This is a genomic window from Paraburkholderia sp. IMGN_8, assembly GCF_038050405.1.
Taxonomy (GTDB): Bacteria; Pseudomonadota; Gammaproteobacteria; order Burkholderiales; family Burkholderiaceae; genus Paraburkholderia.
The window spans coordinates 3,744,649-3,770,487 of record NZ_CP150900.1 but is presented as its reverse complement, the minus strand read 5'-3'; the positions used below and the strand labels follow the sequence as shown (position 1 = coordinate 3,770,487).

General features: G+C 61.7%; 16 protein-coding genes. 10 read left to right on the top strand and 6 right to left on the bottom strand.

Annotation, left to right across the window (positions count from 1 at the left end):
• Positions 1 to 1,212: a CaiB/BaiF CoA-transferase family protein gene (locus WN982_RS17145; RefSeq protein WP_341313112.1), complete on the top strand. Its 1,212-nt coding sequence runs from the start codon at positions 1 to 3 to the stop codon at positions 1,210 to 1,212.
• A 284-nt stretch (positions 1,213 to 1,496) separates the two neighbouring features.
• Complete coding sequence (locus WN982_RS17140; RefSeq protein ID WP_341313111.1) at positions 1,497 to 2,993, top strand: MFS transporter; 1,497 nt, start codon at positions 1,497 to 1,499, stop codon at positions 2,991 to 2,993.
• A gap of 1,361 nt (positions 2,994 to 4,354) precedes the next feature.
• On the opposite strand, the gene WN982_RS17135 is transcribed toward WN982_RS17140, so the two are convergent.
• Entirely contained in the window at positions 4,355 to 5,338 is a 984-nt protein-coding gene (locus WN982_RS17135) for a helix-turn-helix domain-containing protein (protein WP_341313110.1), read from the bottom strand.
• A gap of 253 nt (positions 5,339 to 5,591) precedes the next feature.
• Between WN982_RS17135 and WN982_RS17130 the strand changes: the two genes are divergently transcribed.
• Both WN982_RS17130 and WN982_RS17125 read left to right on the top strand, forming a co-directional pair.
• Complete coding sequence (locus WN982_RS17130) at positions 5,592 to 6,368, top strand: SDR family oxidoreductase (protein ID WP_341313109.1); 777 nt, start codon at positions 5,592 to 5,594, stop codon at positions 6,366 to 6,368.
• A gap of 76 nt (positions 6,369 to 6,444) precedes the next feature.
• Complete coding sequence (locus WN982_RS17125; RefSeq protein WP_341313108.1) at positions 6,445 to 7,983, top strand: amino acid permease; 1,539 nt, start codon at positions 6,445 to 6,447, stop codon at positions 7,981 to 7,983.
• Between the two features lie 103 nt (positions 7,984 to 8,086).
• On the opposite strand, the gene WN982_RS17120 is transcribed toward WN982_RS17125, so the two are convergent.
• On the bottom strand, positions 8,087 to 10,036 hold the full coding sequence (locus WN982_RS17120; protein WP_341313107.1) for a hypothetical protein: 1,950 nt from the start codon (positions 10,034 to 10,036) through the stop codon (positions 8,087 to 8,089).
• Between the two features lie 696 nt (positions 10,037 to 10,732).
• On the opposite strand from WN982_RS17120, the gene WN982_RS17115 reads away from it, so the two are divergent.
• Positions 10,733 to 11,818, top strand: coding sequence for a glycosyltransferase family 4 protein (locus WN982_RS17115; protein ID WP_341313106.1), 1,086 nt, complete (start codon positions 10,733 to 10,735; stop codon positions 11,816 to 11,818).
• Positions 11,819 to 11,843: 25 nt separating this feature from the next.
• Here the strand turns inward: WN982_RS17115 and WN982_RS17110 are convergent, their stop codons facing one another.
• From WN982_RS17110 to WN982_RS17095, 4 genes are all read right to left on the bottom strand, one after another.
• Positions 11,844 to 14,225, bottom strand: a complete 2,382-nt coding sequence (locus WN982_RS17110; RefSeq protein ID WP_341313105.1) for an RICIN domain-containing protein — start codon at positions 14,223 to 14,225, stop codon at positions 11,844 to 11,846.
• 129 nt (positions 14,226 to 14,354) lie between these two features.
• On the bottom strand, positions 14,355 to 14,816 hold the full coding sequence (locus WN982_RS17105) for a GDP-mannose mannosyl hydrolase (RefSeq protein WP_341313104.1): 462 nt from the start codon (positions 14,814 to 14,816) through the stop codon (positions 14,355 to 14,357).
• A gap of 48 nt (positions 14,817 to 14,864) precedes the next feature.
• Positions 14,865 to 15,014, bottom strand: a complete 150-nt coding sequence (locus WN982_RS17100) for a hypothetical protein (protein WP_341313103.1) — start codon at positions 15,012 to 15,014, stop codon at positions 14,865 to 14,867.
• Positions 15,015 to 15,163: 149 nt separating this feature from the next.
• Positions 15,164 to 17,440 (bottom strand): hypothetical protein, encoded by a 2,277-nt coding sequence (locus tag WN982_RS17095; protein ID WP_341313102.1) that lies wholly within the window; start codon positions 17,438 to 17,440, stop codon positions 15,164 to 15,166.
• An 814-nt stretch (positions 17,441 to 18,254) separates the two neighbouring features.
• Here WN982_RS17095 and WN982_RS17090 point away from each other — a divergent pair.
• From WN982_RS17090 to WN982_RS17070, 5 genes are all read left to right on the top strand, one after another.
• A complete protein-coding gene (locus WN982_RS17090) occupies positions 18,255 to 19,238 on the top strand; it encodes a helix-turn-helix domain-containing protein (protein WP_341315826.1) in 984 nt (327 codons plus the stop codon).
• 91 nt (positions 19,239 to 19,329) lie between these two features.
• Positions 19,330 to 20,880: a mannose-1-phosphate guanylyltransferase/mannose-6-phosphate isomerase gene (locus WN982_RS17085; protein WP_341313101.1), complete on the top strand. Its 1,551-nt coding sequence runs from the start codon at positions 19,330 to 19,332 to the stop codon at positions 20,878 to 20,880.
• 53 nt (positions 20,881 to 20,933) lie between these two features.
• The gene (locus WN982_RS17080; RefSeq protein ID WP_341313100.1) at positions 20,934 to 22,319 is read left to right on the top strand and encodes an undecaprenyl-phosphate glucose phosphotransferase; all 1,386 of its coding nucleotides are present in this window, start codon (positions 20,934 to 20,936) and stop codon (positions 22,317 to 22,319) included.
• Positions 22,320 to 22,386: 67 nt separating this feature from the next.
• Positions 22,387 to 23,526, top strand: coding sequence for a polysaccharide biosynthesis/export family protein (locus tag WN982_RS17075; protein WP_341313099.1), 1,140 nt, complete (start codon positions 22,387 to 22,389; stop codon positions 23,524 to 23,526).
• Between the two features lie 48 nt (positions 23,527 to 23,574).
• The gene (locus tag WN982_RS17070; protein WP_341313098.1) at positions 23,575 to 25,809 is read left to right on the top strand and encodes a polysaccharide biosynthesis tyrosine autokinase; all 2,235 of its coding nucleotides are present in this window, start codon (positions 23,575 to 23,577) and stop codon (positions 25,807 to 25,809) included.
• Positions 25,810 to 25,839 lie beyond the last annotated feature (30 nt).

Sequence of the window (25,839 nt, the reverse complement as noted above, 5' to 3'; positions counted from 1 at the left end):
ATGAATTCTTCCCAGGAAAGCGTGGGCGCGTTGCCGCTCGCGGGCATTCGCGTTATCGAGTTATCGCATATGGTGATGGGGCCGACCTGCGGGATGATTCTCGGCGACCTCGGCGCCGAGGTGATCAAGGTCGAGCCGCCGCGCGGCGACGGCACGCGCCGTTTGCTCGGCACCGGCGCGGGTTTTTTTCGCACCTTCAATCGCAACAAGAAGAGTGTCGCGCTCGACCTCGATACGGAGGCGGGACTGGCTGCGTTGCATAAGCTCGTCGATACCGCTGACGTGTTCGTCGAAAACTTCAAGCCGGGCCGCATGGCGAGCCTCGGCCTCGATTACGCGACGCTGCGCGAACGCAATCCGAAGCTGATCTACGTCTCGCACAAGGGCTTTCTGAACGGCCCATACGAACATCGTCTCGCACTCGACGAAGTCGTGCAGATGATGGCCGGCCTCGCCTATATGACAGGACCGGTGGGACGCCCGTTGCGCGCGGGCAGTTCGGTCAACGACATCATGGGCGGCATGTTCGGCGCGATCGGCGTGCTGGCCGCGTTGCACGAACGCCATACGAGCGGGCGCGGCAAGGAAGTGCAGAGCGCGTTGTTCGAAAACTGCGTGTTGCTGTCCGCGCAACACATGCAGCAGTTCGCCGCGACCGGCGTGCCTGCCGCGCCGATGCCCGAACGTATCAGCGCATGGGCCGTCTACGACGTGTTCAAGCTCGCCAACGACGAGCAGATGTTCATCGCCGCGACCGGCGACGGCCAGTGGCGCGCGCTGTGCGCGATTCTCGGCCGCGCCGATCTGCTGGCCGACCCGCTTCTCGCGACCAACAACGATCGCGTGCTGGCGCGCGACTGGCTGCTGAAGACGCTCGGCGAAACCTTGAGTACCTTCGAAGGCGCCGCGCTCGTGCCGCAGTTCGAACGCGATCACATTCCGTTCGCGTCGATTACGCGACCCGAAGAACTGTTCGACGATCCGCATCTGAACCAGAGCGGCGGCCTCGCCCGTTTGACGCTCGACGACGGCAGCGAAACCGCGATGCCGCTGCTGCCGATTTCGATGGATGGCGAACGCCTGCAACCGCGCCAGCCGATCGCGAAGATCGGCGAGCACACCGCCGAAGTGCTGCGCGGCTTGGGGTACGACGAAACGCAGATCGCGGCGCTCGGCGGTGGTGTCGCTCAGGCGCCGCGCGAAACCGCTTGAGCAGCAGGCGGGTGTTCAAAGCGTCGCGGATAAACAATCAATCTCGTCCGGCGTCAGACCGGAATTCAGCAACCATTTTGCATGGGATCGGAGTGCGAAGCATGGGACCGGAGTAAGTGCTAGAGCACTAACTCCGGTCGACATAAGCGCTAAAGCGCCAACTCTGATCGACAGCTTTGCATGGGATCAGAGTAGGCGCTAAAGCGCCAACTCTGATCGACAGCTTTGCATGGGATCAGAGTAGGCGCTAAAGCGCCAACTCTGATCGACAAAGGAGACAGACGATGAAATCGTCGAATCATGCGGTGTATGCAACGGCGGTGGGTGATGCCGGTACGCTTGACGGTTTGCCGTCCGGTGCAGGGGCCGGTGCCGACGCCGCGCCTGGCGCGCAAGCCGACAAGATCGCGCTGGACGGCGCGCGCATTTCCGCGCGGCTCGACCGCTTGCCTGCCACGCGATCGATCTGGAAGCTGGTGATGCTGCTGAGTCTCGGGTTGTTCTTCGAACTGTACGACCTGATGTTCTCCGGTTACATCGCGCCGGGCCTCGTGCGCAGCGGCATTCTGACTGCGACGACGCACGGACTGTTCGGCACCAGCGGCGTTGCCAGTTTTATCGCCGCGTTGTTCGCGGGGCTTTTCATCGGCACGGCGGCGTGCGGCTTTCTCGCCGACCGTTTCGGCCGACGGGCGATCTTCACGTGGTCGCTTCTGTGGTACACCGCGGCCAATATCATCATGGCGTTTCAGGACACTGCGCCAGGACTGAATCTTTGGCGTTTCATCGCGGGGATCGGTATTGGTGTGGAGATCGTCACGATCGGCACGTACATCTCCGAACTCGTGCCGAAGCATGTGCGCGGCCGTGCGTCGGCATGTTCGCAGGCGGTCGGTTTTTGCGCGGTGCCGATTGTCGCGTTTCTGTCCTATTTGCTGGTACCGCATCGCTACTTCGGGATCGATGGCTGGCGTCTGGTCGTGCTGACCGGCGTGGTCGGCGCCATGGTGGTGTGGTGGATTCGTTTAGGGCTGCCGGAAAGCCCGCGCTGGCTAGCGCAGAAAGGGCGTATCGACGAAGCGGACGCGGTGATGACGCGTCTTGAAGCGCGCGTCGAACGCGAATATGGCCGGCGATTGCCGGAGCCGGCGTTGCCCGAACCGGTGCGTGCGCGTGCGGCGTTTCGCGATCTGCTGGTGCCGCCATATCGGAAGCGCACGCTGATGCTGATCATCTTCCACGTGTTTCAGACGATGGGTTACTACGGCTTCGCGAACTGGATTCCGACGTTGTTGATCAAGCAGGGCATTACCGTTACGACGAGTTTGATGTATGCGAGTGTTATCGCGATTGCTGCGCCGTTGGGGCCGTTGCTTGGATTGCTGATTGCCGATCGCTTCGAGCGCAAGACGGTGATCGTATCTATGGCGGCGGTCAACGTCGTGTGCGGATTGCTGTTCAGCCAGGCGCGCGAGACGGTGTTGCTGGTGAGCTTGGGCGTGTGCCTCGTGCTGGCGGGCAATATTATTTCGTACAGCTATCACGCCTATCAGGCAGAGCTGTTTCCGACCAGCATCCGGGCACGGGCAGTGGGGTTTGTTTATTCGTGGAGCCGGATCTCGGCGATGTTCTCTGCGTTCGTGATCGCGGCGTGTTTGAACCGCTTCGGGGTGAACGGAGTGTTTGTGTTTATTTCGGGAGCGATGGTCATCGTGATGGTGGCCATCGCTACGCTTGGGCCCAAGACGCGCGATGTCGCGTTGGAGGATATTTCCAAATAGCTATTTGCTGCCCGCCTTGCGGGGCGGGCTTGCTTTGTTTAGTGCTTCTTTTGCGTCGCGGACGTGCTCGGTGCTACGCGGATCGGCGGCGCGCCTGAGGGCGAAGTGGCTGGTTTGGCTTTCTTTTCCTGTTTGGGTTTTTTCGCTTCGCGGTTGCTGCGGAGTTGACCTTTTGCCATGATGGACTCCCAATTTGGCTTTTTTCGCTCCGCGAGGGAGCAGTAGAGTAGTGTGCGCTGGTTTTGGTTTTGATGTTTGGGTTTTTTTTGCGCGTAGCGGGTGGTTGGGGTGTTTGCCTACGGCGTTTGGGTTTGCTTGAGCTTGTTTGCCTGCGCGGCGCTTTTTGGCTGTGCTTTTTCGGCGTTGGCCTTTCCTTGATTTGATATTGGTTTATTAGCGTCGCCCCTGTGCGGGGCAGGCACTTACTTTCTTTGCCGCCGCAAAGAAAGTAAGCAAAGAAAGCCGCTTCACACCGCCAATTCTTAAGCGGGTCCCCTGGCTTGGAGGAGGCAGTGGAGCATCTGGAATCCGCGTTCTCGCACATTCAGCCCTGGTGACAAGGCAGTCATACTTCCGGCGGCGCTGCGCGCGCCGCAGCGGTACTTCATCAAACCGCCGGGCGGTTTCTGTGCCTGCGGTTGCTCAGGCGTAGCGGCTTGTGTTTGCTGCGCTAGCGTAACTTGCGGCTGCGTTTCGTTCGACACTTTCTCGGTGCCCGAGGTGTTTCGCCCTCATCTCCCCCATGCCTCGCCGACGCGCTAGCGTCCCACGCGGGGTGGTGGCTCGCACTCATACACCAGGGCGCCTCGCCGAGGCGAAGCCGACCGCCCCACCACCACGCGAACAAAGCCATCGATTTCCCTCGCAGCCCCTTCCGCGACGCACGCAGCGCGGAGCGGGAAGAATGGCGCCGGAAACGCATATCTGCTATCGGTTTGAGAAGTACCGCTCGGCGCGCGTAGCGCCGCCGCAAGCGTCAAGCGAAACGCTGACGCGAGAATGGAGGGCGTTTTTATGAAGTACCGCCACGGCGCGCGCAGCGCCGCCGGAAGAATGACTGCCTTGTCACCAGCGCGGAGTGTGCGAGAACACCGATTCCAGATGCTCCACTGCCTCCTCCAAGCCAGGGGACCCGCTTAAGAGTTAGCGGTGTGAAGCTTTCTTTGCTTACTTTCTTTGCGGCGGCAAAGAAAGTAAGTGCCTGCCCCGCACAGGGGCGACGCTAATAAACCAATATCAAATCAAGGAAAGGCCAACGCCGAAAAAGCACAGCCAAAAAGCGCCGCGCAGACAACCAAGCTCAAGCAAACCCCAACGCCGTAGGCAAACACCCCAACCACCCGCTACGCGCAAAAAAAAACCTAAACCATTCGATTGCGGCTGTGCCGCCAAGTCTCACTGGGCAGCTCCCCAAACTGCCCCCGATACTCGTTGGAGAAATTCCCAAAATGCCAAAACCCCCACCGCGTAGCGACCTCAGTAACAGAAGAAGACCCACACAATTCGCGCCTCACATGATCGAGCCGAACAGCTCGAATATAAGCAGAAGGATTCACCCCAAGAATATCCTCAAAAGCATATTGCAATGTGCGCCGGCTCGCGCGAAACCGGGCACAAAGCTCCGCCACGGACAGTGGGCAATCAGGCGATCCTTCAACCAACTCGCGAACACCTCGCACTAGCTGCCAATTCCGCGCAGTACGCGCCTCAGCATTCCTGTGCGGATCAGCACCAGACATCCCTTGCAACGCATCGGCGAGCCCAAATATCACCGATTTCTCAAACGCAGCGGCCACGCCCGCATCATCAAGCAAAGTCGGCGTGGCAGTCACCGCGTCGAGCAATTGCTTCAGTACCTCGCGAAATCGCTGCAACCGCACAGGATCGACATTCAGCACGCCAGGCCTCGTGCCCAGCAGCAGCGTCAACTCATCAAGCTGCGATCGCACCAGCCGATCGCCAATCGCGCCAGGCTCGATCTCCAGATTCACCACGACGTGCTTGTCAGGCGATAAAAACTCGAAACCGCCATCGCCGGAAAACACATGCAAGCCGTCGCGATGACTGGTCTGCCCGCACAGCAACGCATGTCCCTCGAGTTGGAACGGAACGCCGACAGCAAACCTGGACGGCGCGACCTGGCCGCGTTGATAAACCGTGCGGTTCAGGCGCTCGACCAGCACCCGCACGCCGCCCGCGGCAAACGAACTCACGGAGCCGTCGAAGGCACCGCGAGAAATCTGGCAATAGCTCTGGTTCCATGCGTCGAGCAACATCGCCTGCTCGTCAATGTTCCGGCAACAGCGAATCTCGACGGCGCTGCGTGTCTGATAGACCGGCTGCATAGCTTCTCCCGATTCCGTGGTGGCGCTCCCCGAAAGCCTCGTGCCGTCCAGTGTATGTGAAAAAAAACCCGCCGCCGGCGTTGTGAAAGGAGCGGTCACCGTGAGTCCGCATCGCGCGCAAGCCCGACCGTAATGTATTTGTCAGCAAGGCGGATTTTTACGGAATTTTTACTTTTTGCCAATTTTGGATAGTCGCCGCTTTTTGCCGCTCCTACTTTGTGCACAACGCAATGCACCAGAACGGGAGTCACGCATGAGCAGACCGGCAGGCAGGCTGGCAGGCAAGATCGCGATCGTGTCAGGCGGCGCAACGGGCGCAGGGGGCGCGGCGTCGCTGCTGTTCGCCCAGGAAGGCGCGCAGGTCGCCGTCGTCGATATCAATACCGATGCGGGTGAGGAAGTGGTGACCCGGATTCGCGCCGCAGGCGGCGTCGCCGAACTGTTCGCGGCCGATGTGTCGAAGCGCGCAGCCGTGGATGCCGCGGTGGCGAACATCATCGCGCGCTTCGGGCGCATCGACGTGCTGTTCAACCACGCCGGCAGCATCGTCGTGAAGCCGTTCGTCGATACCACCGACGAAGACTACGACTGGCTCATGAACGTCAACGTCAAAAGCATGTTCATGATGACGCGCGCCGTGCTGCCGCACATGCTCGCCGCGGGTGGCGGTTCGATCGTCTGCACGGCGTCGATCTCGTCGGTCGCGGCGACGCCGCTCGAAGTGCTGTACTGCACAACCAAAGGCGCATGCGCGATGTTCGCCCGCTCTATTGCCGTCGAGTATCGCGATCGCGGGATTCGCTGCAACGCGGTATGCCCCGGTTTCATCGATACGCCGCACGGCCGCCGCGAAATCAGGGCGCTGGCGAAATACGGTTTCGATGCGAGCGAGGCGGCTTTGTCAGTGCAGCAAGGCAGGCTGTGCGCGCCGGAAGAAGTCGCGCGCGCGGCGCTGTTTCTCGCCAGCGACGACGCCAGTTTCGTCAACGGCGCGCATCTGTACGTCGATAACTGCTTCACGGCTGCGTGAGCCGGTTCTCCGTCGCGCGGTCACGCCTCTTCATCGCTCCGCCGCTTCGTCATAACCCTGTTCAAAGGATCGCGTCATGAACATCAACACGGCCGTGCCGTCGGCGGAACCCGCCGACAATGACGTCAAGCTGTTGCACAAGATGGGCTACGCGCAGGAACTGTCCCGCCGGATGGGCGCGTTCTCGAACTTCGCGGTGTCGTTCTCGCTGATCTGCATTCTGTCGGGCGGCATCACCTCGTTCCAGATGGGTTTGTCGGCGGCGGGCGGGGCGTCTATCGGACTCGGCTGGCCGCTCGGCTCGCTGTTCGCGATGGTGGTCGCGGCGGCGATGGCGCAGATCGCGTCGTCGTATCCGACGGCCGGCGGCCTCTATCACTGGAGCTCGATTCTCGGCGGCAAAACGTGGGGCTGGCTCACCGCGTGGCTGAATCTTCTCGGACTCGTATTCGTGGTCGCGGCGATCAATTACGGCACTTATGATCCGTTCTTCCGCACACTGATCGCGCCGATGTTCGGCGTGAATCCCGACTCGCTCGGCTGGTGGCATCAGACGATCTTTCTGAGCGTGATCACCGCCTCGCAAGCGTTCCTCAATCATCGCGGCATTCGCATCACCAGCAAGATCACCGACCTGTCCGGCTATCTGATCTTTGTGGTGACGATCGTGCTGGTGGTGTCGCTGCTGGTGTATTCGCCGGTCAAGATCGATCTGTCGCGGCTTTATACGTTTACCAATTTCACCGGCGTCGACGGCGGCGCGTGGCCGAAGCAGACCATCGCGATGGCGTTTCTGTCCGGCCTGCTGCTGACTGCCTATACGATCACCGGTTTCGACGCGTCCGCGCATACGTCGGAGGAGACGCATGAAGCGGCGCGCAACGTGCCGCGCGGCATCGTCGGTTCGGTGTTCTGGTCGACCACCTTCGGTTACGTGATGGTGTGCGCGTTCGTGCTGGTGATGCCGGATCTCGGCGCGGCGGTGAAGCAGGGCACGGGATTCTTCGACGCGATTCTTGCGCCGATTCCGGGACCGCTGCGCATCGTGATCGAATTGCTGATGTTCTTCATCAACTACGTGTGCGGTCTTGCCGCGGTGACGTCGACCTCGCGGATGATGTTCGCGTTTGCTCGCGACGGCGGCTTGCCTGCGTCGAAGTGGTTGCGCAAAGTGAACGCGGCGCATCGCACACCGGGTGCTGCGATCTGGACCTCGGCGGTGCTGGCGATCGTGGTCACGCTGTACGGCGATGCATTTACCGTGCTGAGCGCGGGTAGCGCGGTGTTCCTGTTTATTTCCTATGCGATGCCCATCGCCGCGGGGATTTTCGCGGAAGGCCGCACGTGGAACGAGAAGGGCCCGTTCCAGTTGGGCATGCTGTCGAAGCCGTTCGCGGTGGCGGCGGTAATCGGTGCGCTGGTGCTTGCGTATGTCGGCATGCAGCCGCCGAACCAGAAGGTGGTCTACGTGATCGTCGGCTTGCTCGCGGTGTTGCTGGCGATCTGGTACGGCGCGGGCGTGCGCAAGAGCTTTGCAGGGCCGCCGATCGGCAAGGTGTCGAAGGAGCGTGAACAGGAGTTGAGCGGGATGGAGGGGCAGCTGGGGGAAGGCTGAGTTCGCTTGAGTCTGCTTTCGCAGTACATGTCTGAAAAAAAGTCAGCCGGCAAGGATCTCCATGCCGGCTGACTTTTGTGCTTCTACTTCAAGATGTCAGTGCTTAGATACCGGCGTATCCCACCGGAACCGTCGCGTTGGACCTGGCGACCGACGCGTTGTTCGACACCACATACACCGGCGATTCCGTCAGGGTGAGCGCCAGCGTACCGTTGCTGTAATTGGCGGTCGACGCATTTCCCATCATGTCGACCACCTTCACCGTGCCGCTCGTGCCCGGCGCATCGACGGTCAGGCTGTACGCCACGCTATAGGTCGAACTGAACCCGGCGCTCGCGTTCCACGCGCTATTGCTATGCGCCCACAACGCGGTGATCACCGCGCCGTTGCCCACCTGCTGGAACGCGTAGGCGTAGACGCCGGTCGGCGTGCCGTTCACCGGGCCCAGCGTGGTGGTGCCGTCGAGTGCGCGCGTCATCGCGCTGATCGCCATCGCGACCGGCTTCGGACTGATGTTCGACGCACCGAACGCGCCCTGTGCATCGTTCAGATCGAAGAACGTGCCGTAGCCGACCTCGCCCGGATAGTCCGCGCCGTAGAACACATAGGTCTGATCCGCGCCTTCGCCGAGCGTGATGATGTGCATGCGCGCCGCAACCGCAGCTTGCGCGTACAACACGTTCGCGCTCGGGTAGTTCGGACCGTACGAGCTGCCGAGGTCGTAGCTGATGCCGGCTTCCGTCGAGAACAGCTTCATGCCCGGACGGTAATCCGTGGCCATTTCGGCGCGCAGATTGCGCATCTGGCCGCGCAGCGAACCGGCGGCGGTCGACGGATCGGCGTCGTAGCGCTCAGGCGGATGCGAAGGCGACGTACCTGCGTCGTAGTAACCGTGCGTGGCCACGGCGTCGATATAGCTGCCGAAGCCGAGCGGCGCGAGACGCTTCAGCCGCGTCGTGGTCAAACTCGGGAACGCATCGGTCGGGCCCATCACGACGGCGTGCGGATCGGTCGAATGAATGCCTTGATAGACGGCCTTGTACAGCGCGATGAAGTTCGCGTCGGTATCTGTCCACATCTGGTTCGGCTCCCACGTCACCTGATAGTAGTTGGCCGATTGCTGCGGGAAGTACGCGGTGCGAATGGCGTTAGATTCCGTGCCGACCCGGCTCATGTAGCTCTGGTAGTACGAAAGATTGGTCGGCACGCTCACATCGTCCTGGAACGCGCCGGTACTGCTCGCCCACGCGGGAATCCCGTCGAGGCGGATCAGGCGCATCACGTTGCCCGTCTTGTAGAACGGGTCGAGATTGCTGCTCGAAGGGTTAAAGGTGTTCGGTCCATTCGGCTCCATCGTCGAGAGCTGGCGATCGTCGATAGTCGACGAGATGCCCAGCGCGGCGAGCAGCGGACCGTTGTCGTTCGCGCCTTGCATGCCGAAGCGGTGCTGTTCCTGATGCGCGTAGGTAACGGCAGGCACGACGCCGGACAGGTTCGGCATCACACCGAAAGTCGCGATGCCGACCGGACGCGTGCCGGCTTGCGGCAACTGGCCGCCGTTCTGCGCGAGCGTGCCCGACGCGGCGAAATAGCCGGCGAGCGTCGAGGTGCAATTGAGCGTGATGGTCTGCGAACCGTTCGGTACGGCGGTGCTGCCGCTCGCCGCAACCCTGCCGACGGTGTCCGTGACGGACCAGTTCAGCGTATCCGCGGACGAAACGTTGGTCGTGAATGCAAGCTGGAAGGTGCTGCCTGAAGCGAAGATGCGCGTGCCGTCCGCGCTAGGCGTATCGGCGGAGATGACAGCGCTGCCGGAGCCTGCCGAAGTGGCCGGCGCGGCGCAGCTGAGCTTTGCGTTGGGGTTGGCGGAAAGCGCTGACGTCGAGGCCGGGTTGCTGCTTGTGCCGGTGTTTCCCGACGCGTTCGAGGTGGTGGAGCCACCGGTTCCGTTCGCCTGGGTTGCCGCGCTGCTGCCGGAGGCGCCACCGCCGCCACCGCCACAGCCTGCGAGTGCCAATGAGAGTGTAGAGAGTAGAAGTAGATGCGATTTCATCAATCAGTAAGCCATGCGTTAGCTGAAAATTTTCTGCGGGAAAACGTCTTGTCTAACGATTCGCGCGGCCGGCAGAGCCGGCGTGGCGGAATAGAGCGATCAGGAAAGTACGACGAAAACAGGCAACGTTTTAAGGAACAGCGGAATTCGCATCCCCGTGCTCGAGCTCATCGCGCACGTCAATGAACTTTTTACTGTCCCTTAAAGCGAGGCAGGCTTTGTTGGGGAGAATCGACGGCAACAATACGCATTAGTCTGTTTAAAAGAAGTAACGAGCTGTAACGTATGAACAATGACGCAGTACTAATTGCATCGTTCACAAGAAAGAAAACATCTGCCGATACCAGTTTTCTTCGGCCATGAAAAATTGGGGTCAATAATTAAACGTGACGGATGCCTAACTATCGAGTTGGCGTAAGACGGCGAGAAATGGGCGTTGGCGCTCATTGCGCAGCCGATAGTGCCTTAGAGTTGGCGTAATAGTGCTGGAGCTTCGGTGTAACGTTTCTTCCGGCGATAGTGACTTCGCAGCGGAACTGTCGCTGTCGTTCGGAGACAACGCCGCGCCATATAAGAAATCGGGGCGCGCCAGATCAAACGATGATGGGATGTCGGGGACTTTTTGGGCCGGTGCGATTGCCGGGTCGGCATGTCCATCCGCTGCGTCAGAAATGCGGTTATCCCGAGAGATAAATCGTGAGAATTCTTCAGCTTGTTCACGCGCCGCGACTATCCGGAGCGGAAGTATTGGTAAAAGGTCTCGCCATTCATCATCAGCGCGGTGGCCATGAAGTGTGTATGGCATCGCTGCTCCCGCAGCAGGACGATTTCGCCGACATTCGTGCTGAACTCCAGGCCGCAGGGGTGACCTGCATCTTCCCCGAAACCCACTACGGGCGGGTGGGCAAGCTGCTGCACCTGTATCGCGTGGTGCGCCGGTTCAGGCCTGATTTCATCGTGGCTCACGCAACGCTTGCTGCCCTATATGTACGTCTTCTGCCCGTCCATACGCCGATCGTCTGGGTGATGCACTCCGGCGTGAACGACTTCGAGAACGGCGCGCTCAAGCAGGCAGAGCGTCTGCTGTCGCGGCGGGCGAGGGCGGTCATCGGCGTGTCGCAGAAAAATATCGACGAATACCTGAGGGAGATCGGAAATCACCCTGCTCTGGTGGTCATTCCTAACGGCGTGGATGCGTCGCAGTTCGCGGAGAACCTCGACGCATCGGCGCCGGATACCGATGTGCCGGCGAAGCAGATTGTTCAGCTTGGCCGCTACATCGAAGGGAAAAGCCAGTTGGACACCATCCGCGCGTTTGCGCGCGTGTTGCAGAGCGAGCCTGATGCGCGCTTGCTGCTATGTGGTGTCGTTGAAGACGTCGCGTATCACGACGCAGTGGTGTCGCTGGTCAACCAGCTCGGGTTGGGGAACCACGTGACCGTATGCGGACCCAGATCGGATGTCGCCGCCATCCTCCGATCGTCGCGCGTCTTTGCGATGCCTTCGCGCTTCGAAGCCCAGAGCATCGGTTTTCTCGAGGCGCTCGCATCGGGCATTCCGGTCGTGGCCAGCCGGATTCCGTCGTTCAGTTTCGCAAGCGGCTTTGCCGGCGTCAGTCTCGTCGATACGACCGATCCGGAGGCTTACGGCCGGGCATTGCTCGCGGCGCTGAGCACGCCGCGGGCGAACCGGCAACTGGCGGGATACACGCTGCATGACACCGCGGATCGCTATATGACGATTGCGCGGAAGTTCGTCCGGCCGCTTGCGATTTCGGTGTGAGCGGCATCGGATCGAGCGGCTTGCGCTACTGCGCCAGCCGGTCGATCCGCACAGTCTCCGAGAAGAGACCCGGCAGTTCGCCAAGATCCTGTGCGGTTCCCAAGGCAAAACCTTCTCCGACCGGGTAGCGCAGAAGCGCCGCTGAGCCGCCGGTGAAATAGAAGTCGCCGAGCGTCGCGTCGGTCCTTCGATAGAGCACTAGCGCCGTATTCCGGTTGTCACGCACGAGCGCCGGAAAGACATCCGACCACGACATGCCGCGTAAAACCGCCGCTTGTATAGGTGCTTTCGCCGCGCCTGCAAGGTCCACGGTAGAAATGTCGATGACGGCGTCGTCGCTCGCGCTGTCGAGATGCGGTGTCAACAGGAGCAACGCGTCGCTGTCTTTGCCATGCAGAGCGCCGACCGCCGCTTTGACGAAGTCGGGGACGAAACGCGCGGGCAGAACTCTGCGTTCGCCGATCAGGAGATGCGCTCCATCGTTGGCGATTTGCGTGAGCGCCAGTCTGCCGTCTGAACCGTCGAGCGCAACCAGTGACGCCCGCGAGCCCTCTGTGTGGACCGGCAGAAAGTTCGTGTTTTGCGGCAAATTCTTTGCTTGCGCCCATAAGACCGGCGCGGGACTGGCTGCTCCTGTGGACGATGCGATCCAGAGGTCGAGCCCGCTATCGGCTCGTTTCTGGACAATCAGCACACTGGCTCGTCTACTTCCGGTGAAGTCGGCCGCTACATACTGCTGTGCCAGTTCGGGCTTCAAAACATCGCCTGTCTGTAGCCAGAGACGCGGGGCATCGAACCTGTCACCTGCGTTGCGCAGTAACCAGAACGCGGTCCCGCCGCGGCGCGCGGAGATGACCATCAGATCCGCCCGGCCGTCGCCGTCGAAGTCTCCCAGCAGGAACCGCACGCTGTCGAAGCACAGCTTGTCGTTGGCGCAGCTCGGTGTTGTCGAACGGTAATCGAATGGGACGGGATTGGCGTACCAGAGAACGGGGCGCGACGCTTTCGACAGCGACGCCGCATACACGTTGAATCCGGGCCCGTCGTGCTGTCGTTGAACATAGATGGCGGATTGGTCGCCGCGGCCGGCGATATCGCCATACATCGCCGTCGCGAGCCGCAGGTCGGTCGCCTGGGTGTGTTGCGTGGTCGCCCATCGGTAGCGGGTGGTGAGCAAGGTGCAGCCGCGCATGGTGAGCTTGCCGTCGTTCTCGCCGAGGCAATGACGCTGCGGCGTGTAGACGAGGCCGAAGTCCCAGGGCGTCCAGCGCTGAGCCGAGTCCCATTGGTCGCATGCCTCTGAGATCAGAAAGCCGTCGCGCTCGGCGATGCATTGCGCTGTCGCGACGCTGACCAGCGCGGCGTTGTGCGCATTGCCGGGATAGACCGCCAGCGGTTGCCAACGCCATTGTTGCGTTGGCGAGCCTGTGCATGCGGCAAGGAGGGGCTCACGGCCGGCGCTGTTGGCGCTCAGACAGCGGTTCGACGCTGCATTGAACAGTTGAACAGGATGCGGCTGGAAATCCGCGGCGGGACGATCGGTGCGATCGGCGAACGCATAGCGGCGCGCCACCCAGTTGCCGTCCCACTGATACTCGCCGAATACATGCGACGAGTCGCTGCCGTCGATAGCAAAGTAGCTGGCGACGATGTCGCGCTTGCGCTGCACCTCGGCGGCGGGAAGATTGGCGGGCCATCCGCCGGTCGGATAGGTGATGTGGTATTCGATGGGCACGCTTTTGTCGAGCGTCTGGGCGACGTGACGCGTGATGCGCGCAGCGAAAATGTGATCGGGATGCTCGATAAACGGCACTGTGTCCGGATTGAGCGTGAAGATCTGCGAGGCATCCGCGAGTATCGCTCTCAGCGTCGCCGACAGGGCGGCACGATCGTATTGCACACGAACGGAGCCGTCCGCGTTCATCGGGTAAGTCGAAAGCGTTGCGCGCTGTTCCCACAGCAGACCGAGCGGTTCGCGGCCGCCACGCACACCACCGCCGGGCAGGCGTAACTCGAGCAGGTGCACTTGCGGCTTTGCTTTCAGCACCATTTGATGAACGAGCTTGCCGGCGATCGGGATATTCGACTCGGCCCAGTCGTCAGGCGCGCCGGCCATGCGTGCGTAAGCGAGCCGGGACGCCCGCTCGCGGGTCTGCACGTAGGCGAAGTCCGCGCCATTGGCGCCGCCGATCAGATGGACGGTCGTGATACACCAGCCTGCGTCGAGACGTTCGCTGATGGCGGGGTCCACGAACAGCAGATCGTCGTCGAGATGGGCGACGACGGTGACGAGCGTGCCGGCGCGGCAGTCGGCGGCGCGCGCCGAACCAGGCAGGAAGGCGAAGAAAATGAGCAGGAAGAAAACAATGGATGAATCTCGAACGAGCCTGGCTGCCATTGATCGCATGTGGATTCGAGCCCTGACGGTGAGCTCGATCTTACTGCAGCTGTTTGGCCCGGCACGTTGGCGAACTCACAGTAGGAGTCGGATTGCGCGCCGGCAAAAGCGCATAAGCCCATGCCGGCCCCGCATGCGCTAGCGGAAATACGCCTTGGTATTCTCGTGGACGTCGTCGCACGCCAGCAATTCGGCAGGCGTGAGCCATCGATACTCGCTGTGCTGATCGAATCGTCCGACCGGCGCAGAGCTGCGGAGGCTGCCGAGCGGCAGCGAATAAGCGAGGACGATGTAGTGGGTCGAGATATCCGGCTCGGCTGCGAAGTTGTCGTTGTAGTGGTGCTCGAATACCCCTTCGAAGCAAGCGACTGAGCGTTGGAGTGTCGCGACGCCCAGTTCGGCATCGACGATGCGGGCGAACGCCGCGTCGAGTGTTTCGTCCTTGAGAATGCGCCCGCCGGGCACGAACCATGTGCCGCGAGCGGGGCGGTTGCGGCGACGGCCAAGCAACACGCGGCCCGCGGAATCCTTGACGATCAGATCGATCGCGACCAGAGGCGTCAGACGGAGCACGTCGAGGAAATCGATCTCTGCCAGCATGGCATCTCCTGCGGGTTGGGCGGAGGAACAGCGGTTGAACATCGGGCGCTAGTAGTCGTGATGGTCCGCGCCGTCTTTAGTAAGCCGGTCGGAAACATTCCCCAGCAACAGCGCAAGAACGATCGCGCCGACCGTGGCGAAGAGCAATGAACCGATCATCGCGGCAAGCACCAGCATGGTCCATACGAGGCCGTTCATCTTCAGGCTCCAGCGCGTTGATACGCATGCGAACCAGTACCCGCCTGGAGTTTACGCGAGCAAAAGGCAGGCGGCCCTGTCACGACACGCCGAAGTATCGTCACTTCTCGACATCGGCTGGTATCTGCCGACGCGCTGCACGCGGGCGCTTATCGCGGCGCGTAGCCCTCCGGCGTCATGACCGCGTCCCTGAAAACCTCTGCGTTGGCGGAGACCACATAGATAGGCGCCGGGGACAGCTTGAGGCTGGCCACACCGTCGCGATACGGCAGTGTCGACGCGTTTCCCATCATGTCGAACGCGGTGACTTCGCCCGACGTGCCCGGCGCATCGACCCTCAGACGATAATCGACGTTCTGGCTCGTACTAAAACCCGCCTTGGCGTTCCACTTTTCGTTGTCGTGCGTCCAGAGCGCGGTCACCACCTTGCCGCCGCCGATGCGGCGGAATGCGTAGGCATAGACACCGTTGGGCACGCCCTTGAGCGGCCCGAGCGTCTCGGTTCCGTCGATGATCCGGGTCATCGCCGCGGTCGCGAGCGCAGCGGGCTTCGGGCTGATGCGAGCCGGCCCGTAGGCGCCGGTCGGATGATCGAGCTCGAAGAAGAGCCCGTAGCCGGGCGCGGCGTCCGGCATATCCGCGAGATAGAAAAGGTAGGTCATGTCCGCGCCTTCGCCCAGCAGGATCAGGTGCGTGCGCGCGACGACGGCAGCCTGTGCGTACAGCACGTTCCAGCCCGGATAGTTTTTGCCGTAGGATTCGCCGATGTCGTAGCTGATGCCGGTTTCGGTCACGAACAGCGGCGCACCGGGCTTCAGGTACTGGTGCATCTGGTGGCGCAGCGCGCGCATCGCTGCGGGCAGCGCATTGGCCGCCACGGCCGGATCGCTTGCATTGGCGAGCCGCTCGGGCGGATGCGACGGAGTCGTCCCCGCATCGTAGTAGCCGTGAATGCTCAGGCCATCCAGGTAGCGGCCGATACCGAGCGGACCCAGCCGGCCGAGCCACTGGACGTTGCCTTGTACCGACGAGTAGGTCAAACCCATCACCACGGCGTGCGGATCGGTCGAGTGGATGCCGCGCCAGACTGCCTCGTACAACGCGACGAAATTCGCGTCGGTGTCGCGCCACGGCAGCCCGCCATCCGCGTCAGGCTCCCAGGTCACCTGATAATAGTTGTCCCGCTGCCTGGGGAAATAAGCCAACCGTACGCGGTTCGACTCCGTGCCCACTTTGGCCATGTAGTCCTTGAATTGCGTGAGCGAGGTCGGCGCATAGCTGTGAGTCTCCTTGCCGGTCGGGCTTGCCCACTTGGGAATCCCGTCGAGCTGGATCAGACGCATGATGTCGCCGCGCCGGAAGAAGGAGATCAGCTGCCTGGCCGCGGGATCGAACGTGCCGGCTTTTTCGGGCTCCTCCATATACCAGTTGCGATTGTCGTTCGCCCACGACAGGCCGAGCGCCGTATACACCGGCCGATAGCCGTCGCCATCGCAGCAGTGCTGCCCGGGCGCCAGATAGGCGGTGCCTTGTCCGCCGAATCGACGCAGGTCTTCGTGCGGGAAGCTTACCGGCGGCAATGTGGCGGACGTGTCGGGCAGCACACCGAAAGAGACGATGCCCGCCGGACGTGTGCCGCGCGACTCGAGCTGTCCGTGTGCACGTTCAAGCGAAGCGGAAATCGCAAAGTAGCCGGCGAGCGTCGACGCACAAGTGAGCGTCGATAGGGTGGCGCCCGCGGGGACGGGGAAGCGGCCGCTTGCGCGCACAGCATTCCAGCTGTCGCGTATCTGCCAGTTGAGCGTATCGCTTTGCGTGGGGCGCGTGGTGAATGCGACTGCAAACGGCTTGCCTGATGCGAACAGGCGTGTTCCGTCGCTCGGCGTGTCCGCTTCGAGCAGATCGCCGTTGCCGGCCGCGCCACTCTGTGTGGAGGGTGCGGCGCAACGTAGCCCCTGGCCGCCAGGTACGCGCATTGCTAAGCGCGCGGCAGCCGCTTCCGGCGCCGCACGCTGTGGTGCGTCTTTGCTCGCGAGGAGCGCAATGGCGCAGCGTTTGTTCTCGCCGAATGCCGGGTCGCCGAATACGCTGTTGCTGCATTCGGTGCCGTTCGAGAGAGTCTTGACCACGTGCCGCTCGGCCGTGCCGTACAGCACGTCGCGCGTGCCGGTGAACCGGCAAGTTTCGTTTTCCGCCGCGCACGGCTGCCATGTCCGGCCGTCGGCTGTGATGTTGGCGGCGCTGTCGGCAATGACTTCGGCATTGCTCGCGCCGTCCTGCTCAGAAGCGCCAGCCGCGTTGCAGTTTGCGCCGGCCAGGCCGATGACAAACACCGCCGCCCAGGCGGCGACATGCTGCCCAGTGGTCCAGGTGGCAATGGCGCTGGCGAGCGTTCGCAGCGCGCGATATTCGCGTACGTTCGGCATGTATTCCCCATCCTCGTTCAGTGCGTGCCGCCACGGCAAAAATGCGCTCGCGCGCGTCGGCGAACTGCTACTTCACCAGGCCAGACCCGCCTTCGGCTACCTCGCGTCGCGATCTGTTGCGTAAACCGCATAGTGTATTTCCGCAATCTGGCGGCGGAAATATACCGTATCGCACACGACAGAATCCGCCACTGGCCCGTCTATTGCCGTACGGTCTGAAGTTGTCTTACTTGCGTGTTTCACGTTTGAAACATTAATCGTTACGTTTATATTCCTAAGTCCCAATAGCAATGAATTAAATAATTTCGTCTTGCTAAAAAGCGTTTATATTTGAGGCTCGCTTTAGATATCCTAGCGGCCTAATTGTATCGTCGGAAGAAAGTCCGCTGTCTTATTCCCGGCGGCAAAGCGCTGTAGAGCTAAGGCGGCTGCGCTCATTCTGTCGGTTTGGTGGAAAAAAGTCACTTCAAATCAACAGGATGTTGGATTGATCAAACAGATGTTCAAGCATTTCGAGAAGCGATTGTATGTGTGGTGGCGCACAAAAAACGCAATTAATACACATATAAGATTCGCGAAATGTAAATTTATTCATATGCAGAATTGAATTTTTAATTAGTTGAAAAATTGGTGGTCGACGGTCGTTCCGAAAATAACTGGCCGACCCCCATGGCCAAGCGCCAAATTGTCTGCGCTTTCGGTCATGGCGGTTAAATGCTGGATTCGGCATGGCTATGATGCACCGCACAGAGCACGCCTCTGTGCCGGTCGTTCAAGGTGAAAAGTAGATCCGTTTTCTGGTGAGAGGATGACTATGACCTGTGCGAGTCTCGAGTCTGCAATGCTGCGCTGGGTGCACGCGCCGAACAAGGGTGCGCGCCGCGTTGCGATACTGATGTTCAACGAATGCTCGCTGCTGGGCGCCGGCGTCGTTGCCGAAGTGTTCCAGGCAGCCAACGAGCTTGCCTCGTCCGGCTCCGGCGGATGGCTGTACGACGTCTCCTTCCTGTCGGCCGACGGCGGCATGGTGACCTGTTCCTCCGCATTACGCGTCTGGACGGACGGGCTCGACGCCCGGCACTACGGCGGCTTCGACGCGTTGTATGTCGCCGGCGGTAAAGGCGCGTTCGCAGCCTCTACCGACGAACGGCTGATCGCGTGGCTTCGGCGCGTTCGCCGCAACACGGGCATGGTTCGTCCGATCGGAGAAGGACGCGCGCTGCTGGAGGCCGCGTCGTTGGCCGACAGTAAGGAATCCGGCGATTTCCGCCAACAACCCATACCGCCGCGCCAGATAGAGCAGAACGGCGACACGGGCGACAGGCTCGAGTCGATGAGAAGCGCGCTTGCGATGGTCAAGCGCGATCTTGGCGGAGCCGCTGCACGCACCGTTGCAGAACGTCTGCTTGCCGACTCCTGCGCGAATCTTGCGCCGCTGCTTGGCGAAGACGGCGGCTTGAGCGCCGGCGACAAAGTCCGCGCGGCGGCTCGCTGGCTGCAAGAGAATTGCCAGCAGGCTATTTCGATCGCCGACGCTGCCCAGTTCGCCGCGATGAGCGAGCGCAACTTCCTGCGCCGCTTCAAGATGGAAATGGGCATCACGCCCTCGAGTTTCCTGTTGCACGAACGCCTTGCGGTGACCTGCAGTCTGTTGACCGAATCGGAATTGCCAGTCGACAAGATTGCCCGTCGCACCGGCATGGGCAACGGTGACCGGCTCGCCAAGGTGTTCCGCAAACGTATGAGAATTTCTCCCACGGAGTTCCGGATTCAGAGCCGCCGGATGGTAGGCGAATAGCGCACGCGATGCTCCCTAGCTGATCGCGCCCACGGCGCAGTGGTTCGGTAAGTACTTCTGCGGACTATTGTGGATTGTAAGGAATGCGAATATGTTGACGAATGGGACGGTGAGTGGTGCGTCGGTTGGCCCGGATGGTACTTGCGCCGGGACAACCTGGGTGCGTTGCACGCGGATCGTGCCGGTAATTCTTGCGGGTGGCTCGGGTACGCGGCTGTGGCCGGTGTCGCGCGAAAACTATCCGAAACAACTGATCGACGTGGTTGGCTCCGACTCGCTGTTGCAGGCGACCGCGCGACGCATGGACGGATTTCCCGCGGGCTGGAACGTGGATGCTGCGCCGATCATCGTCTGCGGCGAGGAGCACCGGTTTGTGATCGCGGAGCAGCTTCATGAAAACGGCGTCAATGCGCGTCTGATTGTCGAACCCGCGCGACGCGATACGGCGCCGGCGTTGACGCTCGCCGCGTCGCTCGCGTGTGCGGACGGAGACGACGCCATTCTCATCGTGATGCCGGCCGACCATTCGATTGCCGATGTGCGCGCATTGCAAGGCGCACTCGAAAGCGCCGCCAGGCACGCGGAACAGGGCGCGATCGCCACGCTGGGCGTGCCGCCGACCCGTCCCGATACCGGCTTCGGCTATATCCGCATTGGCGCCGAGTTGCCTGACGGCGGCTATGCGATCGACGGTTTCGTCGAGAAGCCGGCGGAAGAAATCGCGGAGCAGTATGTGGCGGCCGGCACCTATTGGTGGAACAGCGGCATTTTCATCGTGCGGGCGCGGGTCTGGCTCGATACCTTGCAACGCCTGCAGCCCGACATGCACGCCGCGTGCGAGCGCGCATTCGCAAACGGCCATACTGAAGGCGCGTATTTCCGTCCGCTGGTGGAGGCTTTTCTGAGCGCGCCTGCGAACTCGATCGATTACGCGGTGATGGAGCGTCTGGGTGCAACAGACACAGACGCAGACGCAGGTACGGCGTCTGGCCCGAACCCCGCCGGTGTCGTCGTACGGCTCGATGCGGGCTGGTCGGATCTGGGTTCCTGGGACGCGGTCTGGGCCGCGATGGAGAAGGACTCGTGCGGTAACGCCGGCCGCGGCCGCGTGACTTTCGAAGGTGCGGTGTCGACTTACGCCCATTCGGAAGGGCGGCTGGTCGCCTGTGTCGGCACCAACAACGTCGTGGTGGTCGAAACAGCCGACGCCGTGCTCGTGGTCGATCGCTCCCATGTGCAGGACGTGAAGGGGCTGGTGGCGCGCATCAAGGCGCAGCACGCGCCCGAGGCCGATGCGCATCGCAAGGTGCGCCGCCCATGGGGTTTCTACGATTCCATCGACCGTGGCGAGCGCTTCCAGGTCAAGCGCATTGTCGTCACGCCGGGCGCCCAGCTCTCATTGCAGTTGCATCACCATCGGGCCGAACACTGGGTCGTCGTGCGCGGCACGGCGCTCGTCACGCGCGGCGACGAGCAGTTTCTGCTGAGCGAAAACGAATCGACCTTTATTCCACTCGGCACACGTCACCGGCTCGAGAACCCGGGGAAAGTGCCGCTCGAAATCATTGAAGTCCAGTCAGGCACCTATCTGGGTGAAGACGACATTGTGAGGTTCAACGACAGCTACGGCCGCTGCTCCTAACAGCGGGCCGGGAATCATCTGCGGAAAAGAACGGTAAGAACGAGGTAAGCAAAATGCGCAAGTTTCAGGATTTGCTCGCGCGAGTGTTCGATGTTGCGTTAGTGCTCGCGGGAGCGGCGGTGGCGTCCCAGATCCGTTTCGATTACCTCGCCCAATCCGGTTTCTATTGGGCGCTGGTGATGTTTTCCGCAGCGTTTGCGCTGGCCACCTTTCCGGCGTTCGGCGTCTACGAATCATGGCGCGGCCGTTCGAAGCTGTCGCTGGCCGGCCAGGTTTCGCTTGCGTGGCTGATGGTGCAGGGCAGCGCGCTGGTGCTGATGTACTCGCTGCATCGCATCGACTTCGTGTCGAGACTGTGGTTCTCCTACTGGACCGCGGTGACCGGCGGCCTGCTGATCGCCTACCGTTTGATCACGCATGCAGTACTGGCGCGCGCACGCAGCGCCGGCTTGAACCTGCATCAGGTCGCGATTGTCGGCAGCGGCTCGCAATGCGACGCGATCATTCGGCGGATCGATTCGGCGCCCGGCACGGGTTTTCGCGCCACGGCCGTCTACAACACGCACCCTGAGGTGTCTGCTGTCACCAGCGCGCGAGTGCCTGTGTTCGATTCGGTGGATGCGCTCGCCGGCTACATTCGAACCAACGATGTGCACGAGCTTTGGCTCACGTTGTCGCTCGCCGAAGAGCCGCTGATCTGCAAGCTGATCAGCGAGTTTCGCGACGATCTGGTGAATATCCGCTTCATGCCGGACGTGCGCAGTATTGCGCTGTTCGACGGCAGCGGCGTCATCGATCTGCTCGGTGTGCCGGCGATCAACCTCGTCGCATCGCCGTTGTCCGCCAGTTCGATGCTGAAGAAGGAAATCTTCGACCGCTTGTTCGCGGCGACCGCATTGATCGGCCTCGCACCGATCCTGATCGCGATCGCGATCGCGGTAAAGCTTTCGTCGCGTGGTCCTGTGCTGTTCAAGCAGAAGCGCAAAGGCGCGGACGGGCGCGTATTCACGATCTACAAGTTTCGCTCGATGCGTCCGCATACCGAGGAAAAAGGCACCCTCAGCCAGGCGACGCGCAACGATCCGCGCGTCACGAAAGTCGGTGCGTTTCTACGCCGCACGAGCCTCGATGAATTGCCGCAGTTCTTCAACGTGCTGCGTGGCGACATGTCGGTCGTAGGACCGCGTCCCCATGCGCTCGAGCACGACGACCTCTATCAGAAGGTGGTCGCCGGCTACATCAATCGCTATCGAATCAAGCCGGGCATTACCGGCTGGGCGCAGATCAACGGCTTTCGTGGCGAAACCGACCGCATCGAGAAAATGGAGCGTCGCGTCGCCCATGACCTGTACTACCTGGGGCATTGGTCGTTCGCACTCGACATGCGGATTATCGGCGTGACGATCGTCGAGGGACTGAGGCATCGAAACGCTTACTAAGTAGTTAACAAGCACAAGGGGCGCTGCCTCCCCCGAGGACAGCTCCCTGGCGCAAGGAGGAAACATCATGGGCTCGCTTGGTATACGCACAGGAAGCATTATGGTCTGTGCAATTGCAACGCTGCTTTCCGCATGCTCGCTGGCACCGGGCCAGCGAATGATCACGCCCGCCGCGCTGCAGGATACGGGTGGGGATTACAGCACGGAGGCGGCGCAGCAGGTGCAGATACCGATTACCGATATCAACCTGGCGCTGCTGCGCAAGATGAATGCTGCGACGACGTCCGCGGCACTGACTCCGCAGACGGTCGCTTTGTTCGGCAAACCGGCTGCTTACAAGGTCGGTCCGGGCGATGTGCTGCAGATCGTCGTGTGGGATCACCCGGAACTCGCGGCGGCGCTCGGGCAACCCGCGGCGAATCAGAAAACGTCGGATGCGGCGCCCGGCTTTCTGATCGATGAAAGCGGCAACGTGCAGTTTCCGTATGCAGGCACTGTGCACGTCGCCGGGCAAGACGTCGCGACGATCCAGCGCGAACTGCATAGCCGCCTGAGTAAGGTGTACCAGAAGCCCGAGGTCACGGTGCGAGTCGCGTCGTTCCGTGCGGCGCAGGTCTATGTCGACGGCGAAGTGCGGACGCCCGGCGCGCAGTCTCTCAACGACCTTCCGATGTCGCTGACCAGCGCGATCAACCAGGGCGGCGGCTTCAGTGCCAACGCTGACCGCAGCCGCGTGGAGCTGATCCGCAATGGCGTCACCTATCCGCTCAACGTGGACGATCTGATCAAACGCGGCCGCAATCCGTCGGACATCTACCTGCAACCCGGCGACCTGGTGCGCGTGGCTTCGCGTGAAGATAGCGGCGTATATGTGATGGGCGAGGTCAACAAGCCGGCGACCATCATGCCGATGCGCAACGGTTCGCTGACGCTTTCGCAGGCGATCTCGGATAGCGGCAGCTTCGATTCGAACACGGCCCAGGCGAGGCAGTTGTTCGTGATCCGCAATTCGATGAGCGAGCAGCCGCAGGTCTATCACCTCGATGCGACTTCGCCCGTGTCGATGCTGCTCGCCAACCAGTTCGAGCTTCAGCCGAAGGACGTGGTGTACGTCGGCCAGGGTCCGCTCGTTCGCTTCAACCGTGTGCTGAACCTGTTGCTGCCGGCGATCAATGCCGCGGTGACGGGGGCTGTGCTCGCAAAATAAATCTATCTGTCGAAATCTTGAACCGCCGGGCTTTGCTGGGTGATGAAAATGGCAATCAACTTCGAAAACCGCTACACCGACGTGTCCGCGCAGGATGAGCTCCACCTGTCGGACTATCTGCGTACGATCGTGCGTGGCTGGCGCACGATCGTGATGGCGATGCTGATCGCGCTGGCGCTGGGGTGCGCCTACGCGTTTCTCGCACCGCCGACCTACCGCGCGGATGTGCTGTTCCATGTCGAGGACAAGACGGGTAACAACAACGCCAACGCCAAGGATTCTCTGCCGCCGCTCACTGGCATGTTCGACACCAAGCCATCCACGGCGGCAGAGATCGAGTTGCTGAAGTCGCGTCTCGTCACCGAAGAAACCGTCAGGGCGCTGCACCTCGACATCACGGCGACGCCCCGTTATTTGCCGTTTATCGGCGGGATGATCGCCGGGCTGGTGAACGGGCAGTGGGGCTTCAAGTTGCCGTCTTTCATCAACCTGTCCGGTTATGCATGGGGTAGCGAGCGTATTTCGGTGTCCCGCTTCGACACCGCGAAGGAGCTCTACGACACGACCTTTACGCTGGTCAAAGGCATTGACGGATCGTATGTGCTGCGCGACAAGAACGGCATCGCCATTCTCTCCGGCCATGTCGGCGAGACCGTGCAGACCGATACCGCCGATGGGCCGGTTACGCTACGCGTCGACGCGCTGGTCGGGCCGGCCGGTTCGCGTTTCGAATTGCAGCGTGCCTCGACGCTGAGTACCGTCGACCGGCTGCAAAAGGCCCTCGTGGTCGCCGAAACCACGCTTCAGTCCGGCGTGATTCGCGCGAGCCTTGAAGGCGGCGACAGTGCGTTGACCGCGAATATCGTCAACAGCATGGCGCGCGAATTCATCCGCCAGGATGTCGAAAGCCGCTCGACTGAAGCTGAGCACATGCTGGCGTTCCTCGATCAGCAACTACCGGGCTTGCGCAAGGAACTCGACGATGCCGAGCAACGCTATAACAAGTTCCGCAATACGCACGGTACGGTCGATCTCGGCGAAGAAAGCCGGCTGCTGCTTCAACAGATCGTCGACAACAAGACCAAGCTGCTCGATCTGCAGCAGCAGCGCGCGGAGATGTCGACGCGCTTTACGGCGAATCACCCGGCGGTGGCGGCGCTCGATGCACAGATCGCGGCGTTGCAGGGCGCGCAGAACAACATGAACCGCAGCGTGTCCGTGATGCCCGATACCGAACAGACCGCCTTGCGGCTGTTGCGCGACGTGCACGTCGATACGGAGCTCTATACCAACCTGCTCAATAGCGCGCAGCAACTCAGAGTGGCGAAAGCCGGCCAGGTCGGCAGCGTACGCGTGGTGGATTTCGCCGAGGCGCCTGACGAGCCGGTGCGTCCGAAGCGTGTGCTGGCGATCCTGATCGCGCTCGGCGGCGGCTTGCTGATCGGCATCATGCTGACGTTCTTCAAGCGGGCGATGTATGGCGGCGTGGAGCGCCCGGACGAAATCGAAGCCGTGCTCGGCGTGCCGGTGTTCGCCGTCGTGCCGAGAAGCCAGCATCAGCTGCGGTTGCAGGAAAACGTCATGCTGCGCCGCCGCGGGCTTCATGTGCTGGCCGAGCAGGCGCCGCAAGACATCGCCGTGGAAGGCGTGCGCAATCTGCGGACCTCGTTGCAGCTGTCGCTCGACCATGCCGAGAACAACGTCGTGATGATCACGGGTTCGCGGCCGGATACCGGCAAGTCGTTTTTGTCGGTGAATCTTTCTGCGCTGGTTGCGTCCGCGAACAAGCGCGTGCTGATCATCGACGGCGACATGCGGCGCGGCGACGTCCATTCGCACTTCGGTATCGCACACCAGCCAGGGCTCTCGGACGTGCTGAGCGGCGGCGATCTGCATTCCATGATCCAGCGCGAAGTACTGCCGGGACTCGACGTGCTGGCCAAGGGCACGCTGCCCGCACATCCGTCCGAACTGCTGATGAGCAAACGCTTCGAGACGATGCTCGACGAATTGAAGTCGAGGTACGACCTCATCATCGTCGACACGCCACCGGTGCTTGCGGTGACCGACTCGACGGTGATCGGCAAATACGCGGGCACGGCGCTGCTGGTGGTGCGCTACGGGCGCCATCCGTTGAACGAGATATCCGAGACGGCCAAGCGGCTGTTCAACGGCGGCGTGTCGCTAAAGGGCGTGTTGCTCACCGATGTGCCGCAGGAAGGGGCTTTCCTCGGTTCGGGCTATCACGGCGGCTACTACGGATACGACAGCATCGCCGGTTGATGCGGCGGCCCGCGGCCGACCACCATACCG

What these genes read in the sequence shown, in the direction of transcription:
- WN982_RS17145 (WP_341313112.1), top strand. Translation starts at nt 1, where the DNA reads ATGAATTCTTCCCAGGAAAGCGTGGGCGCGTTGCCGCTCGCGGGCATT.
- WN982_RS17140 (WP_341313111.1), top strand. Translation starts at nt 1,497, where the DNA reads ATGAAATCGTCGAATCATGCGGTGTATGCAACGGCGGTGGGTGATGCC.
- WN982_RS17135 (WP_341313110.1), bottom strand. Translation starts at nt 5,338, where the DNA reads ATGCAGCCGGTCTATCAGACACGCAGCGCCGTCGAGATTCGCTGTTGC.
- WN982_RS17130 (WP_341313109.1), top strand. Translation starts at nt 5,592, where the DNA reads ATGAGCAGACCGGCAGGCAGGCTGGCAGGCAAGATCGCGATCGTGTCA.
- WN982_RS17125 (WP_341313108.1), top strand. Translation starts at nt 6,445, where the DNA reads ATGAACATCAACACGGCCGTGCCGTCGGCGGAACCCGCCGACAATGAC.
- WN982_RS17120 (WP_341313107.1), bottom strand. Translation starts at nt 10,036, where the DNA reads ATGAAATCGCATCTACTTCTACTCTCTACACTCTCATTGGCACTCGCA.
- WN982_RS17110 (WP_341313105.1), bottom strand. Translation starts at nt 14,225, where the DNA reads ATGCGATCAATGGCAGCCAGGCTCGTTCGAGATTCATCCATTGTTTTC.
- WN982_RS17105 (WP_341313104.1), bottom strand. Translation starts at nt 14,816, where the DNA reads ATGCTGGCAGAGATCGATTTCCTCGACGTGCTCCGTCTGACGCCTCTG.
- WN982_RS17100 (WP_341313103.1), bottom strand. Translation starts at nt 15,014, where the DNA reads ATGAACGGCCTCGTATGGACCATGCTGGTGCTTGCCGCGATGATCGGT.
- WN982_RS17095 (WP_341313102.1), bottom strand. Translation starts at nt 17,440, where the DNA reads ATGCCGAACGTACGCGAATATCGCGCGCTGCGAACGCTCGCCAGCGCC.
- WN982_RS17090 (WP_341315826.1), top strand. Translation starts at nt 18,255, where the DNA reads ATGACCTGTGCGAGTCTCGAGTCTGCAATGCTGCGCTGGGTGCACGCG.
- WN982_RS17085 (WP_341313101.1), top strand. Translation starts at nt 19,330, where the DNA reads ATGTTGACGAATGGGACGGTGAGTGGTGCGTCGGTTGGCCCGGATGGT.
- WN982_RS17080 (WP_341313100.1), top strand. Translation starts at nt 20,934, where the DNA reads ATGCGCAAGTTTCAGGATTTGCTCGCGCGAGTGTTCGATGTTGCGTTA.
- WN982_RS17075 (WP_341313099.1), top strand. Translation starts at nt 22,387, where the DNA reads ATGGGCTCGCTTGGTATACGCACAGGAAGCATTATGGTCTGTGCAATT.
- WN982_RS17070 (WP_341313098.1), top strand. Translation starts at nt 23,575, where the DNA reads ATGGCAATCAACTTCGAAAACCGCTACACCGACGTGTCCGCGCAGGAT.